Origin of the sequence: Streptomyces sparsogenes subsp. cuspidosporus (assembly GCF_039532705.1) — a bacterium.
GTDB lineage: Bacteria > Actinomycetota > Actinomycetes > Streptomycetales > Streptomycetaceae > Streptomyces > Streptomyces sparsogenes.
Window position 1 is genome coordinate 1 of record NZ_BAAASD010000039.1, and the last position, 13,611, is coordinate 13,611.

Below are 13,611 nucleotides of genomic sequence, written 5' to 3' on the forward strand. Positions count from 1 at the left end.
AAGCGATGAAGATGGAACAGCCCATCAACGCCCACCGCTCCGGCACCGTCAAGGGCCTGACCGCCGAAGTCGGCGCCTCCATCACCGCCGGCGCCGTCATCTGCGACATCAAAGACTGACGACACCAAGGACTGAGACATGAAGGACTGACGTCCCGACAACCCAGCCTCCCGGGCCCCGGTCGAACCCTCGACCGGGGCCCGAGGCATCCGGGGGAGGGTGGGGTGCGGTGACAAGCACCCACGCCGAGCGTGCACAATCGCGCACGTTGACCCCGGCGACGACATCGGCGGGCCAGCGAGCCCGCACCGACGACCACGGTCTGGTTCCAGCGGAAGCGAACAGCCATACTGAACCGCATAGCAGTTCGAATTGTGGGTTCGAGTGCTCACACGGTTGTCGCCACATCCCACGGACAAGAGGAAGGCCCCCGATGCTGCTCGGCACACCTACCAAGCGGTTGGCGCAGCTTGCGCGCCTCAGGCATGCCCCCAAGCCTCCCGGCCCCGCGTTCCCCGACCCCGACGGAGAGCCACTGCCCGAACCGGACGAGGACTAGAGCTCTCGCTGCGAGGCTGCGGCTCGCGGAGCCGCAGCCTCCACCGCCGTCACACTTACGCCCCGGCTCGTAATGGCATGCTTGACCCACGGGCCACGAAGCCCACACGACACCACGGGAACCGTACGACCGACGGCGCAGGGAGGACCGCGATGGCGACCGAGACAGCCCCGGCGCACACCCCACCGCGCCCCATGCGCGCCGACGCGCGCCGCAATTACGAGCGGCTGCTGACCGAGGCCAGGGCCGCGTTCGTCCAGCACGGCACCGACGCGTCGCTGGAGGACATCGCGCGCCGGGCGGGGGTCGGGATCGGCACGCTCTACCGGCACTTCCCCAACCGCACCGCGCTGATGGGCGCGGTCTTCCGGCAAGAGGTGTGCGCGCTGCTGGCGCGCGCCCGCGAGCTGGCGAAGGCGCCGCAGCCGTGCCGTGCGCTGGTCGACTGGCTGCGCGAGATCATCCATTACGCGAGCACCTACCGCGGGCTCTCGCACGCGCTGTTGGCGGCCTCCGGGGACGAGAGCTCCTCGCTGTCCCAGGGGTGCGGCCTGCCGATGCGCGAGGCGGGCAGCGCGCTGCTCGCCCGCGCCCAGCAGTCCGGGAACGTACGGTCCGACGTCGGCATAGCCGACCTGATGCAGCTGACCAACGCCATCGCGCTGGCCGTGGAACAGTCGCCGGACGACCCGGAGTTGGCCGATCGGCTGCTGGCGCTGACCTTCACCGGCCTCAAGCCGCGCTGAGCCGCGCCGAGCCGCGCCGAGCAGCTCAACCCCGCCGGCTATGCCCCCGCCGGCTGAGCCCCGGCCGGCTACGCCCCCGCCGACTCCGTCCCGGCCCGGCCGCCCCGCCCTCAGCGCCGCCGTGGCGCCAGGTCCGCGACCCGGCCCCCCGGCTGGTCGGTCAGCGGCATCGAGCCGCGCAGCGTGGCGCCGGGCCCGGCGCCCGGCTGGTGGGGGTGGTTGCGGCGCGGACCCGGGAGCGGCAGCCCGTCCTCCCCGCCGCGCGCGGCGGACGGTCCGCCGAGCCGGGGCTGCTGCCGTCCCGGCCCGGCCGGGCCGCCCTCGCCGCCCACCGCGCCCGCGCCCGCGCCCGGCCCGGCCACCGTGATCTGCACGCCCTGGTCGGCGAGGGCCTGCAGCTCGGTGAGGGCGCGGTCGTCGTGCGGGGGCGGCTCGTCGGTCACCAGACGGGTGATGACGTCCGTCGGCACCGTCTGGAACATGGTGTCGGTGCCCAGCTTGGTGTGGTCCGCGAGCACCACCACCTCCGCCGCCGCCTGGACCAGCGCGCGGTCGACGCTGGCGGACAGCATGTTGGACGTGGACAGGCCGCGCTCGGCGGTCAGCCCGCTGCCGGACAGGAAGGCCCGGCTGACCCGGAGCCCCTGGAGGGACTGCTCGGCGCCGCTGCCGACCAGCGCGTAGTTGGAGCCGCGCAGGGTGCCGCCGGTCATGACGACCTCCACGCGGTTGGCATGCGCCAGGGCCTGCGCGACGAGCAGGGAATTGGTGACCACGGTCAGACCCGGGACGCGCGCGAGCCGGCGGGCCAGCTCCTGCGTGGTGGTCCCGGCGCCGACCACGACGGCCTCGCCCTCGTCGACGAGACCGGCCGCGAGATCGGCGATCGCCGTCTTCTCCGCGGTCGCTAGATGGGATTTCTGCGGGAAGCCGGACTCCCTGGTGAATCCGCCCGGCAGCACCGCACCGCCGTGCCGGCGGTCGAGCAGTCCTTCTGCCTCCAGCGCCCGCACATCCCGCCGTACGGTCACTTCGGAGGTCTGGACGACGCGGGCGAGCTCGCGGAGCGACACCGCTCCGTTCGCACGCACCATTTCAAGGATCAATTGGCGACGTTCTGCAGCGAACACGAAACTGACAGTAACCCCAACGACCGTCTGGTTTCAGCAGCTTGCACCAATTAACAGATGTTGTTCGTCTGCGACCCCGGGAGATGGTATGGGGCGGTATGGGAAGCGATCTCCGCCCCCGTCTCCTACGCCTCTTCCTGCGTCTTCCGCGTGTGGAGCTGCCGCGCCACCTCGGCGATCGAGCCGGACAGGGACGGGTAGACCGTGAAGGCGCCGGCGATCTGCTCCACCGTCAGGTTGTTGTCGACCGCGAGCGAAATCGGGTGGATCAGCTCGCTGGCGCGCGGCGCGACCACCACGCCGCCGACCACGATGCCGGTGCCCGGGCGGCAGAAGATCTTCACGAAGCCGTCCCGGATGCCCTGCATCTTCGCGCGCGGGTTGCGCAGCAGCGGCAGCTTCACCACCCGGGCGTCGATCTTCCCGCCGTCCACATCGGCCTGCGAGTAGCCGACCGTGGCGATCTCCGGGTCGGTGAAGACGTTCGCCGAGACGGTCTTCAGGTTGAGCGGGCCGACCGCGTCGCCGAGGAAGTGGTACATCGCGATCCGGCCCTGCATGGCCGCCACCGACGCCAGCGCCAGCACCCCGGTGCAGTCGCCCGCCGCGTACACGCCGGGGGCGCTGGTCCGGGAGACCTTGTCGGTCCAGATGTGCCCGGACTCCTTGAGCCGGACGCCGGCCTCCTCCAGGCCCATGTCGGCCGTGTTCGGTATGGAGCCGACGGCCATCAGACAGTGGGTGCCCGTGATCACCCGTCCGTCCTGGAGCGTCACCTCGACCCGGTCCCCGACCCGCTTGGCGGCCTGCGCCCGCGAGCGCGCCATCACGTTCATCCCGCGCCGCCGGAAGACGTCCTCCAGCACGGCCGCCGCGTCCGGGTCCTCGCCGGGGAGCACCCGGTCCCGGCTGGAGACGAGGGTGACCTTCGACCCCAGCGCCTGGTACGCGCCCGCGAACTCGGCGCCCGTGACGCCGGAGCCGACCACGATGAGCTCCTCCGGGAGCTCCTCCAGGTCGTACACCTGGGTCCAGTTCAGGATGCGCTCCCCGTCCGGCAGCGCGTCCGGGATCTCCCTGGGGTGGGCCCCGGTGGCGACCAGCACGGCGTCCGCGACCAGGGTCTGCTCGGATCCGTCCGCCGCCCGGACGATCACCTTCCGTGACCCGTCGGGCGCCTGGGACGGCTCCAGCCGCCCGCGGCCGCGCATCACCCGCGCGCCCGCGCGGGTGACCGACGCGGTGATGTCATGGGACTGGGCCAGCGCCAGACGCTTCACCCGCCGATTGACTTTGCCCAGGTCAACGCCCACCACCCGGGCCTCCTGGGCCAGCGGCGGGGTGTCATCGGCCACGATGATCCCCAACTCCTCGTACGAAGAGTCGAAGGTCGTCATCACCTCAGCGGTGGCGATCAATGTCTTGGAGGGCACACAGTCGGTGAGCACCGACGCCCCGCCCAGACCGTCGCAGTCGACGACGGTCACCTCCGCACCGAGCTGAGCGGCGACCAGCGCCGCCTCATAGCCGCCGGGTCCGCCACCAATGATCACGATCCGAGTCACATGCTCCATTGTCCCGCACCCTCATCACATCACTCCTCCGGGGGGTTCCCGGCGCCCCGGAAACCTTCCCTCCTCACTCCCGTACCCTCAGAGCCATGTCGCTCTACGCCGCGTACGCCGGCAACCTCGACGCGCGGCTGATGTCCCGCCGCGCACCGCACTCCCCGCTGCGCGGCACGGGGTGGATCAACGGCTGGCGCCTGACCTTCGGCGGCGAGCAGATGGGCTGGGAGGGCGCCCTCGCCACCATCGTCGAGGCCCCGCGCTCCCAGGTCTTCGTCGCCCTGTACGACATCGCCCCCATGGACGAGGAGTCCATGGACCGCTGGGAGGGGGTCGGCCTGGACATCTACCGCCGGATGCGGGTCCGGGTGCACACCCTGGACGGCGACGAGGCGGCCTGGCTGTACGTGCTCAACGGCTACGAGGGCGGCCTCCCCTCCGCCCGCTACCTCGGCGAGATCGCGGACGCCGCCGAGTCCGCCGGGGCCCCGCACGACTACGTCATGGAACTGCGCAAGCGCCCCTGCTGAGCGCGGCCCGCCCCGGCCCCGCCGCCGTATCGTCCGCGCAGTTCGATCGCGCCTTGGCAAAGAATCGAACGCTGCGCCCGGATACGTCTACGCGCGTAGGCAATCAGCGGCTAATCTCATCCGCGTGAACGCATCAGTTACCCATCAGGGGGACCCCTACGCCGCCGCCGACGCCGCGGCCGCGCGCCTCCGCCAGCTCACCGGCGAAGAGATCCACGACGTCGCCCTGGTCCTCGGCTCGGGCTGGGTGCCCGCCACCGACGCCCTCGGCGCCCCGGAGCACGAGTTCCCGGTCACCGAGCTCCCCTCCTTCCCGCCGCCCGCCGTCGAGGGCCACGCGGGCAAGATCCGCTCGTACAAGATCAACGACAAGCGGGCGCTGGTCTTCCTCGGCCGCACGCACTACTACGAGGGCCGCGGTGTCGCCGCCGTCGCGCACGGCGTACGGACCGCCGTCGCCGCCGGCTGCAAGACCGTAGTCCTCACCAACGGCTGCGGCGGCCTCCGCGAGGGCATGCGCCCCGGCCAGCCGGTGCTGATCAGCGACCACATCAACCTCACCGCCACCTCCCCGATCGTCGGCGCGAACTTCGTCGACCTCACGGACCTCTACTCGCCCCGGCTGCGCGAGCTGTGCAGACAGATCGACCCCACCCTGGAAGAGGGCGTCTACGCGCAGTTCCCCGGCCCGCACTACGAGACACCCGCCGAGATCCACATGACCCGCGTCCTCGGCGCCGACCTCGTGGGCATGTCCACCGCCCTGGAGGCGATCGCCGCCCGCGAGGCGGGGGCCGAGGTCCTCGGCATCTCCCTGGTCACCAACCTCGCCGCCGGCATGACGGGCGAGCCCCTCAACCACGAGGAGGTCCTCCAGGCCGGCCGCGACTCCGCCGCGCGGATGGGCAGCCTCCTGGCGCAGGTCCTCGACCGCATCTGACCCCGACCGCCGATTCAGGGCTCGGCTCTCCCCCGGCCACCGCCGGGAGGTGCCCCCGCCGGGGCGCCTCAGCCCCTGTCGGCGGTCGACCGCGCGGCGGTAGCCGCATATTGATCACAGCCTCGGCGCTCCGCGCGGCGGAGCCGCATATCGGTCGCAGCCTCAGGGACTCCGCGCGCTCCCCCTTGCGCGGTGACGCCGGCGCCCCCGGCGCGGGCGGCGCGCCCCTTCGGCTCGCCCCAGCTACCGCTGGGAGGTGCCCCCACGCCGGGCCCGAGCCGGGCGTCACGGCCGTTCGCCCGGGTACTCACTGAGCAGCCCTTCTCGGCGGCCACCCGGCGACGCCGAGGCGGCGTGGCCCTCCCGGCGACGCCGAGGCGGCGGGGCACGGGCGCGCGGCAGCGCGGCTCGGCCTCGCTCCGCAACCGATACCCGCCCGTCCCCAGCCACCCCCCAGGAGGCCGCCCATGGCGCCCACCCCCGAGTCCGACCTCATCGCCGCAGCCCGCACCTGGATGGCCGAGGACCCCGACCCCGAGACCCGCGCAGAGCTGGCCGAGCTGCTGGAGGCGGCCGACGCGGGCGAGCCGGAGGCGCTCGACCAGCTGGCCGACCGGTTCTCCGGCACCCTGCAGTTCGGTACCGCCGGCCTGCGCGGCGAGCTGGGCGCCGGCCCGATGCGGATGAACCGCGCCGTGGTCGTCCGCGCCGCCGCCGGCCTCGCCGCGTACCTCACCAAGCAGGCGGGCGCCGGGGACGAGCCCGGCCTCGTCGTCATCGGCTACGACGCCCGCTACAAGAGCGCGGACTTCGCCCGCGACACCGCCGCCGTCATGACCGGCGCGGGCCTGCGGGCCGCGCTGCTGCCGCGCCCGCTCCCCACGCCCGTGCTCGCCTTCGCCATCCGCCACCTCGGCGCGGTCGCCGGGGTCGAGGTCACCGCCAGCCACAACCCGCCCCGCGACAACGGCTACAAGGTCTACCTCGGCGACGGCTCCCAGATCGTGCCGCCCGCCGACCACGACATCGCCGCCGAGATCGCCGCGATCGGCGGCCTCGACGACGTGCCCCGCCCGGACTCCGGCTGGGAGACCCTCGGCGACGAGGTCCTGGACGCCTACCTGGCCCGTACGGACGCCGTCCTCACCCCCGGCTCCCCGCGCGACGTGCGCGTCGTCTACACCCCGCTGCACGGCGTCGGCCGCGAGACCGTCACGGCCGCCTTCGCCCGCGCGGGCTTCCCGGCCCCCACGGTGGTCGCCGAGCAGGCCGACCCGGACCCGGCCTTCCCGACCGTCGCGTTCCCCAACCCGGAGGAGCCGGGCGCCATGGACCTCGCGTTCGCCACCGCGCGCGGCCTCGGCCCCGGCGGCGCGGACATCATCATCGCGAACGACCCCGACGCGGACCGCTGCGCCGTGGCGGTGCCGGCCCCCGAGGCCGCGCCGTCCTCCCCGTCCACCCCGACCGCCACGCGGTGGCGCATGCTCCGGGGCGACGAGGTCGGCGCGCTCCTCGCCACCCACCTGATCCACAAGGCGGCCCGCGGCACCTTCGCGACCTCGATCGTCTCGTCGTCCCTGCTCTCCCGCATCGCGGACGCCGCCGGCCTGCCGTACGCCGAGACGCTGACCGGCTTCAAGTGGCTCGCCCGGGTCGACGGCCTGCGCTACGCCTACGAGGAGGCGCTCGGCTACTGCGTCGATCCCGAGGGCGTGCGCGACAAGGACGGCATCACGGCCGCGCTGCTCGTCGCCGAGCTGACGGCCGAGCTCAAGGAACAGGGCCGCACCCTCGCCGACCTGCTCGACGACATCGCGCTGGAGCACGGGCTGCACGCCACCGACCAGCTGTCCGTACGCGTCGAGGACCTGTCCCTGATCGGCCAGGCCATGAAGCGGCTGCGCGAGCAGCCGCCCACCGAGCTCGCGGGCCTGGCCGTCGCGTCCAGTGAGGACCTCACGCGCGGTACGGAGGCGCTGCCCCCGACGGACGGCCTGCGCTACCACCTCTCCGGCCGCCCCGGCACGGCGCCCGGGACCGCCGTCCGGTCGGCCCGCGTGATCGTCCGCCCGAGCGGCACCGAGCCCAAGCTGAAGTGCTACCTGGAGGTGGTGGTCGAGGTCCCGGGCGCGGACGCGCTCGCGCCGGCGCGCGCCACCGCGGAGCGGGTCCTGGCGGCCGTCAAGGCGGACCTCGCGACGGCGGCGGGGATCTGACACCCGAGTTGCGGTGAGTATCGGACGGCGACACGCCGTGGCGTCGGCGTGTCGCTGTCCGATACTCACCGCAAAGCTCCACGTCCCGGTTCGGCGGCCGGGCCGGGCCGGCCGCTGGTCAGGCGGTGTCCCAGCTCGGACAGGGCCAGGGCGAGCACGGCCACCACGGCACCGATCAGGCTGATCCGCCGGGCACCGAGGGTGCCGATGCCCACCGCCCCGATGACGCCGGAGAAGGCGATGGCGAGGTAGAGGAACGCCGCGTTGAGCGAGATGAGCAGCGGGGCCGAGGCGGGGTTCAGGGCGATAAGCCGGGACTGCTGGGGCGCGGTGATGCCCCAGGCCGCGATGGCGTAGACCACCGTGATGGCGAGGGCGGCGGCGAACGAGCCGGTCGCGAGCGGGAGAACGGCGAGGCTGACCGCGAGCAGCGCGACGGCGCCCCCGACCACCAGGCGCGCGCCGAACCGGTCGGCCAGCGTCCCCGCGTAGAAGTTGCCGGCCGTGCCCGTCAGGCCGAAGGCGAACATGAGCACGGCCAGCCGCGTGCCGTCGCCGCCGGTGGCGGGGGCGAACACCTCGGCCATGTAGGTGTAGACGACGTACGCGGCGGTGAAGGCGACCAGCGTGGTGGCCAGGACGACGACCACGCGCCGGTCACCCAGCGGCGCGAGGCGCCGGCGCAGCCCACCCGGGGCCGGAACCGACACCCGGGGGACGAGGGCGAGGACACCGATCAGGCCCAGGACGGTGAGCAGGGTGATGAACCACATCGTCGCGCGCCATCCGAGCGCGCTGCCCACGACGGTGCCGATCGGCGCGCCCAGCGCGGTCGCGGCGGTCAGTCCGGTGGTGACGGCGGCGATGGCCCGGCCGCGGCGCTCGGGGCCCACCAGCGCGGAGGCGGTGACGCCGGCCGCCGGGATGTACAGGCCGGCGCCGGAGGCGGCGACGACCTGGGCGATCAGGACCCCGGGGAAGCTCGGGGCGAGCCCCGTGCCGACGACTCCCAGCAGGTAGAGCAGGACGGACAGCTTGAGCACCCGGTGGCGGGGCCAGCCGGCGGTGAGGGTGGCCAGGACCGGCGACATCACGGCACAGGTCAGCGCGAAGACGGTGACGACCTGCCCCGCGGTGGCGGTGGAGACGCCCAGCGACTCGCTGAACTCGGGCAGCACGCCGGCGAGGACGAACTCGTCGGTGCCGATCGCGAAGGTGCCGAACCCGAGCACCAGGATGCTCCGCCGGTGCGATGGGTCCGAGCCCTCTCCCGGTGTGCCGGCCGACGTGTCGCCCCCGCTCTCCGGGGCGGACGTGCGCGTCATGAACCCTCCTCGGTACCGATCGGTTCCATCTTGCGGGACGGTACTGATCGGTTCCGTCTTGCGTCAAGGGTGATTACCGTGGACGCATGGCAACGAACGCACGCGATCGCCTGCTCCAGGCGGCCGAGGACCTCTTCTACGCGGAAGGCATCCACGCGGTCGGCCTGGAGCGCCTGTTGGCCGTCTCCGGTGTCGGCCGGGCCTCGCTCTACCGGCACTTCTCGGGCAAGGACGAGCTGGTGACCGCCGTCCTCCAGCGGCGCGACGAGCACTGGCGGGCCTGGCTCGAGGCGCGGGTCGAGGCCCATGGCGGCGGCCCGCTCGCCGTCTTCGACGCGCTGGCCGAGGGCGCGGAGGAAGAAGGGTTCCACGGCTGCGCGTTCATCAACGCCATGGCCGAGACCGGCGACCCCGGCAGCGAGGTCCACCGGCTCGCCGCCGCCCACAAGCGCGGCGTCACCGCCTACGTGCACGGTCTGCTCACCCGGGCCGGCCACCCCCGGGCCGACGAGCTGGCGGACGAGTTCGCGCTGCTCATGGACGGGGCGATCGTCACCTCGATGCGCGAGCGCGGCGGCGAACCCGCCCGCCGGGCGCGACGGATGGCCGAGCGCCTGATGGCCTGACGCCCCCAGGGGGCGTCTTGTGGATCATGCTGGGCTCCCGACGCCTGGCGCGCCCGCCCCCAGCTACCGCTGAGCGGCGGACGGCGAACAGCGCGGCGGCCCGACAGTCATCCAGCGCCCGGGCCGGGCTGTGGGTGGCTCATGCGATTATGCGGGCGGCTCTCGATCGCACTCGTGATCGAGCCACATCGGGCCATCGGGCCATCGGGCCATCGGCCATCGGCCATCGAGCGAGAACGGGAGTGTGGTGTGGGCGGGACTGGGGGGCAGGACGAGTCGTCGGTGTCCGATGAGGAGTGGGAGCGGTTCCTCCGCGAAACGGTGAAGGACACGACCGGCGCCCCCGTGGAGCCGTCGGCACGCGCCCGCGAGGTGGCGCGACGGCTCCGGGAGCATCCCAGGCAGGCGGAGGGCTGGCGTACGTACTCCCCGGCCCGGCCCCGGCGCAGGAAGGTCTGGTACGTCACCGGGCTGGTGGCGCTCGTGGCCCTCCTCGTGGCGCTCTTCCCCCAGCAGATCGTCGGCTGGTTCGGCGGCGACGACGGCGGACAGGACGGGGCCCCGCTGGCCGCCGAGTCGGAAGCCCCGCGGGAGGCGCCGGACGCCGAGCCCGACCTGCGCCCCACCCTCGCCGAACCCTTCCGGGGCTCGCCCGCCGCCCGCTGGGCCGACGGCGCGGCGGGAATCACCGTGCCACCGGCCAAGGCGACCGGCTGGATGAACGCCGCCCAGGTCGAGCGGGCCCTGAAGCAGAGCCGGGACTTCCTGGTGGCGGCGGGGCTCGACTCCGACGTGCTGCGCGGCGAGCGCCCCACGAAGGCGATCGCGCTGCTGAACCCGCACCAGAAGGACGTCCAGGACTACCTCCGCACCGCCCTGTCGTCGAAGAAGCCCGATCCCGACACCGACCCGCTGCTGTTGTTCAGCCGCTTCCGGCCGGAGCAGACCCGGCTGGTCGGTGACGTGGTCAAGACGCGCGGCCGGCTCACGTACCGGGAGGGGAAGCGGGGGGCGGTCGAGGTGACGGCGGACGTCACCTTCGTGTACCCGGTCACCCCGGCGGCCGACAGCGGGCGGGACGCCGAGGTCATCCGTACGATCGTGCGGCGCAAGGTGGTGATGAGCTGGGACGACCCGGCCAAGGTCATCACCGAGCCGGGCACGATGTCCCTCGTCTCGTACGCGCTCGACATGACCAACGGCGGCTGCTCCGGCCCGACCGGCTACTTCGTGCCGCCCTTCGGCACGGCCGACGAGCAGTCCACCGACGACGACCGCCTCATCGATCCGTACGACCGCAGCAAGCCGGTCGACGCGAACGACGGCACGACGTCCGCGGACGACGACTGCGCGACCGCCACGCGCTCCTAGGTCAACGAGCTCGACCGCAGCAGAACGGCCCCCGCCGGGTGGCGGGGGCCGCGCTCTTCGGTGCCGCCGGGCGCATCAGACGGCGGGGAACCCGCCGCCCTTGACGGCCGAGACGAAGGACGACCAGGCCCCCGTCGGGAAGACCAGCGCGGGGCCGTGGGGGTCCTTGCTGTCGCGGACGGGGACGGTACCGGCGGACGCGCATCCGGGTGCCCACTCGACGCATGCGCCGCCGTCGCCGTTGCTGTGGCTGGACTTGACCCACTCCGCGCGGGACAAGTCCGGGGTGCTGCTCATGGCGTCAATGCCTCCATGACGGAATGGATGAATGCCGCCGTCCGGGTCGGCGACAAGGCGTATGCCCTGAGCAGATCGTACGACCGCATACGCCTCACCACCCTCTCCCTGTCCTCGATAAGTTGCCCCGTGGAGATGCTCTCCTCATAGGCGACGGACGTACCATCGTCCATGGTCAGCAGATACAGCGCGCCACCGCCGCCCATCAGCGCATGTTCACCGTGCTCGTACGGCAGCACCTGAATCAGGGTGCGCGGAGTGTCCACCAGCTCAGCGAGGCGGGACAGTTGGGCGCGCATGACGACCGGCCCACCGACCGGCCGCCTCACGCACGCCTCGTCCAGGACCACCGACAGATGAGGCGCGGACGTGGTCCGCAGCAGAGCCTGGCGACTCATGCGAACCGCCACCTTCTCCTCTATTTCCTCCGCAGGAGCCTCGGGATTGCTGACCCGGAAGAGCGCACGGGCGTAGTCCTCCGTCTGCAACATGCCAGGCACGAGCTGTCCGGCGTAATGCCCGATGGACTGCGCACGCGCCTCCAGCTCCATGTACCGCCGGTACTTGTCGGGGTGCACCTCGTGCCGGGCCAGTGCATACAGCTTCTGGAAGATCCCGTCCGTGCCGAACGCCGCGTCGAGCTGAGCGGGGAGTTCGGGAGGGATCATGTACTCCGCGAGCTCGATCCGACCCAAGTGGCTGCGGCTCGACGCCACCACTTCGGCGAGCTGGTCCAGGCTCATCCCCGCCTGTTCGCGGTGTCGGCGCAGCTCGGCGCCGAAGAGATGGCGGACGCTCCGGTCGGGTGTCAGTTCGCGTTTCCGCGTGGCCATGCGCGCAACTCCTGCCTCCCACGGTGCGGTTGGGAGTCCAACCCCTGCCGAGCGTACGCGCCGACAGTCACCCTTGCACTACAAAGAGTCAACAAGCACCGCCATGGAGGACCCCCGCGACGCGCGACCGTCCGGGGGCGTGGCCACCAGCCAAGCCTTAGAGGAGCTGATGACGTGATCGACCCTAACCGGCGCCCACCCACCCGGGTGAGGACCCTTTCGGCCTCAGATATGGAGGCGGTCGGATGAACACCATGACCGGCCTCCGCCTGCTGCCCTGGACCACCCCGGACGGCAAACCGTGCTACCTGTCGGCGGATCACGGCGACAGCCCACTGAGCCGCCGCGCGGACGAGATCGAGGCCCTTCAGCTGTCCATGGGGACACAACTCCTCGGCCACGCCCGTGCGCTGCTGGCCGACCGCAAAGCGGACACCGGAGAACTCCGGTTCCTGGCGAACCGCCTGTGCGAGGCGCTGCGCGATGTGCTGCGCGTGGCGGAGAGCCGGGGCAGGCGCCTGCCCGCGCACGACGACGGCCTCGCCGAACCCGCCGGGGAGTCGTCATGACCGGCTGGCGGATCAATGCCATCCCCGGGCGGGGCTTGCGGCGCACAGGCGAGGACGGGTTCGCGCTGCGGCTCCGGATCAGCAGCGGTGGGTGGCACCGCGCCATCGCCGACCTGGAGCTGACCCCCGCCGAGGCGGAACAACCGCACGCGGCCCTGTGCCACGCGCTCGACGGCCAGCCGCCGTCCACCGACGCCCCGGAATGCCGTCAGGCGGTCCATTACCCGGGCGGCCGACAGCGGTACTGAGCAAAGGCAGCCGCCCGCTCCACGGGAAACCACGAGCGGGCGGCGCTCAGCCGCCCGTCCGGGACTGTCTGTGGGAAGCGTCCCGGGCGGGCTCACGCTACGACCGGCCTGCGTCTGCCGCAGCGATTGAGCTGCTCGCGGGGCCCAGCTCGTGCCTGCGGAAGGACAGCAGGAGCATCAGGGCACTGCCACAAGAGATCGCCCAGTCGGCGAGGTTCATCACGCTGAAGTCCCGGACCACGATGAAGTCGACCACCGCGCCCCGCATGTCCCCGGGGGATCGGAAGAGACGGTCCGTGAGGTTGCCGAGCGCGCCGCCCAGCAGCAGTCCCAGCGAGATCGCCCACGGTGTGCTGGCCAACCGGCGGGACACCCGGACGATGGCGAGGGCGACCGCCGCTGCTATCAGGGTGAACACGATGGTCGTCGCCTCGCCGAGGCCGAAGGCCGCGCCGGGGTTGCGCTGTACGCGCAGCTCCATCCAGGTGCCGAGGACCGGGACAGGGGCGCGCCCCTCCAGACCCGCGACCACCGCCAGCTTGCTTCCCTGGTCGATGGCGTACGCGATACCGGCCACCGTCCACAGCAGCCACACACAGCGTCGTTGGGCGGGTGTGTCGCTCTTGGGTGCCTCGGTTGTCGTCACGCTG

General features: G+C 72.6%; 15 protein-coding genes. 9 read left to right on the forward strand and 6 right to left on the reverse strand.

The features are described 5' to 3' along the window. Both ABFY07_RS32740 and ABFY07_RS32745 read left to right on the forward strand, forming a co-directional pair. Positions 1 to 119: biotin/lipoyl-containing protein (locus ABFY07_RS32740; RefSeq protein ID WP_346176573.1), on the forward strand; the 119-nt coding region annotated here is incomplete at its 5' end. A gap of 592 nt (positions 120 to 711) precedes the next feature. After that, positions 712 to 1,305 (forward strand): TetR/AcrR family transcriptional regulator, encoded by a 594-nt coding sequence (locus ABFY07_RS32745; RefSeq protein ID WP_346177967.1) that lies wholly within the window; start codon positions 712 to 714, stop codon positions 1,303 to 1,305. Positions 1,306 to 1,415: 110 nt separating this feature from the next. Here the strand turns inward: ABFY07_RS32745 and ABFY07_RS32750 are convergent, their stop codons facing one another. Beyond that, a complete protein-coding gene (locus ABFY07_RS32750) occupies positions 1,416 to 2,399 on the reverse strand; it encodes a DeoR/GlpR family DNA-binding transcription regulator (protein WP_428837052.1) in 984 nt (327 codons plus the stop codon). Positions 2,400 to 2,560: 161 nt separating this feature from the next. Then, entirely contained in the window at positions 2,561 to 4,009 is a 1,449-nt protein-coding gene (locus tag ABFY07_RS32755; protein WP_346177969.1) for an NAD(P)H-quinone dehydrogenase, read from the reverse strand. Positions 4,010 to 4,095: 86 nt separating this feature from the next. On the opposite strand from ABFY07_RS32755, the gene ABFY07_RS32760 reads away from it, so the two are divergent. From ABFY07_RS32760 to ABFY07_RS32770, 3 genes are all read left to right on the forward strand, one after another. Further along, positions 4,096 to 4,533 carry a gamma-glutamylcyclotransferase family protein gene (locus tag ABFY07_RS32760; protein ID WP_346177970.1) on the forward strand — a complete coding sequence of 146 codons (438 nt, stop codon included), beginning with the start codon at positions 4,096 to 4,098 and terminating at the stop codon, positions 4,531 to 4,533. A 124-nt stretch (positions 4,534 to 4,657) separates the two neighbouring features. Further along, positions 4,658 to 5,473, forward strand: a complete 816-nt coding sequence (locus ABFY07_RS32765; RefSeq protein ID WP_346177971.1) for a purine-nucleoside phosphorylase — start codon at positions 4,658 to 4,660, stop codon at positions 5,471 to 5,473. Positions 5,474 to 5,940: 467 nt separating this feature from the next. Next, complete coding sequence (locus ABFY07_RS32770; protein WP_346177972.1) at positions 5,941 to 7,692, forward strand: phospho-sugar mutase; 1,752 nt, start codon at positions 5,941 to 5,943, stop codon at positions 7,690 to 7,692. 65 nt (positions 7,693 to 7,757) lie between these two features. Here the strand turns inward: ABFY07_RS32770 and ABFY07_RS32775 are convergent, their stop codons facing one another. Further along, positions 7,758 to 9,017, reverse strand: coding sequence for an MFS transporter (locus ABFY07_RS32775; RefSeq protein WP_346177973.1), 1,260 nt, complete (start codon positions 9,015 to 9,017; stop codon positions 7,758 to 7,760). Between the two features lie 86 nt (positions 9,018 to 9,103). Here ABFY07_RS32775 and ABFY07_RS32780 point away from each other — a divergent pair, with 86 nt between their 5' ends. Both ABFY07_RS32780 and ABFY07_RS32785 read left to right on the forward strand, forming a co-directional pair. Further along, on the forward strand, positions 9,104 to 9,643 hold the full coding sequence (locus ABFY07_RS32780) for a TetR/AcrR family transcriptional regulator (RefSeq protein ID WP_346177974.1): 540 nt from the start codon (positions 9,104 to 9,106) through the stop codon (positions 9,641 to 9,643). 282 nt (positions 9,644 to 9,925) lie between these two features. Continuing rightward, positions 9,926 to 11,014, forward strand: a complete 1,089-nt coding sequence (locus tag ABFY07_RS32785; RefSeq protein WP_346177975.1) for a hypothetical protein — start codon at positions 9,926 to 9,928, stop codon at positions 11,012 to 11,014. 75 nt (positions 11,015 to 11,089) lie between these two features. On the opposite strand, the gene ABFY07_RS32790 is transcribed toward ABFY07_RS32785, so the two are convergent. Together ABFY07_RS32790 and ABFY07_RS32795 are read right to left on the reverse strand one after the other, a co-directional pair. Next, positions 11,090 to 11,311 (reverse strand): DUF397 domain-containing protein, encoded by a 222-nt coding sequence (locus ABFY07_RS32790; protein WP_346177976.1) that lies wholly within the window; start codon positions 11,309 to 11,311, stop codon positions 11,090 to 11,092. After that, complete coding sequence (locus tag ABFY07_RS32795; protein WP_346177977.1) at positions 11,308 to 12,144, reverse strand: helix-turn-helix domain-containing protein; 837 nt, start codon at positions 12,142 to 12,144, stop codon at positions 11,308 to 11,310. Before ABFY07_RS32795 ends, ABFY07_RS32790 begins: the two co-directional genes overlap by 4 nt. A gap of 245 nt (positions 12,145 to 12,389) precedes the next feature. Here ABFY07_RS32795 and ABFY07_RS32800 point away from each other — a divergent pair, with 245 nt between their 5' ends. Continuing rightward, positions 12,390 to 12,713, forward strand: coding sequence for a hypothetical protein (locus ABFY07_RS32800; RefSeq protein WP_346177978.1), 324 nt, complete (start codon positions 12,390 to 12,392; stop codon positions 12,711 to 12,713). Continuing rightward, complete coding sequence (locus tag ABFY07_RS32805) at positions 12,710 to 12,961, forward strand: hypothetical protein (RefSeq protein WP_346177979.1); 252 nt, start codon at positions 12,710 to 12,712, stop codon at positions 12,959 to 12,961. The genes ABFY07_RS32800 and ABFY07_RS32805 overlap by 4 nt, the downstream gene beginning before the upstream one ends. Positions 12,962 to 13,058: 97 nt before the next feature. Here ABFY07_RS32805 and lspA read toward each other — a convergent pair whose 3' ends face one another. Continuing rightward, on the reverse strand, positions 13,059 to 13,607 hold the full coding sequence (gene lspA, locus ABFY07_RS32810; protein WP_346177980.1) for a signal peptidase II: 549 nt from the start codon (positions 13,605 to 13,607) through the stop codon (positions 13,059 to 13,061). Positions 13,608 to 13,611: the final 4 nt, after the last annotated feature.

Coding starts and splice junctions, on each gene's coding strand:
- ABFY07_RS32750 (WP_428837052.1), bottom strand. CDS start 2,399: ATGGTGCGTGCGAACGGAGCGGTGTCGCTCCGCGAGCTCGCCCGCGTC.
- ABFY07_RS32805 (WP_346177979.1), top strand. CDS start 12,710: ATGACCGGCTGGCGGATCAATGCCATCCCCGGGCGGGGCTTGCGGCGC.
- ABFY07_RS32745 (WP_346177967.1), top strand. CDS start 712: ATGGCGACCGAGACAGCCCCGGCGCACACCCCACCGCGCCCCATGCGC.
- ABFY07_RS32760 (WP_346177970.1), top strand. CDS start 4,096: ATGTCGCTCTACGCCGCGTACGCCGGCAACCTCGACGCGCGGCTGATG.
- ABFY07_RS32755 (WP_346177969.1), bottom strand. CDS start 4,009: ATGGAGCATGTGACTCGGATCGTGATCATTGGTGGCGGACCCGGCGGC.
- ABFY07_RS32775 (WP_346177973.1), bottom strand. CDS start 9,017: ATGACGCGCACGTCCGCCCCGGAGAGCGGGGGCGACACGTCGGCCGGC.
- ABFY07_RS32770 (WP_346177972.1), top strand. CDS start 5,941: ATGGCGCCCACCCCCGAGTCCGACCTCATCGCCGCAGCCCGCACCTGG.
- ABFY07_RS32800 (WP_346177978.1), top strand. CDS start 12,390: ATGAACACCATGACCGGCCTCCGCCTGCTGCCCTGGACCACCCCGGAC.
- ABFY07_RS32795 (WP_346177977.1), bottom strand. CDS start 12,144: ATGGCCACGCGGAAACGCGAACTGACACCCGACCGGAGCGTCCGCCAT.
- ABFY07_RS32790 (WP_346177976.1), bottom strand. CDS start 11,311: ATGAGCAGCACCCCGGACTTGTCCCGCGCGGAGTGGGTCAAGTCCAGC.
- ABFY07_RS32780 (WP_346177974.1), top strand. CDS start 9,104: ATGGCAACGAACGCACGCGATCGCCTGCTCCAGGCGGCCGAGGACCTC.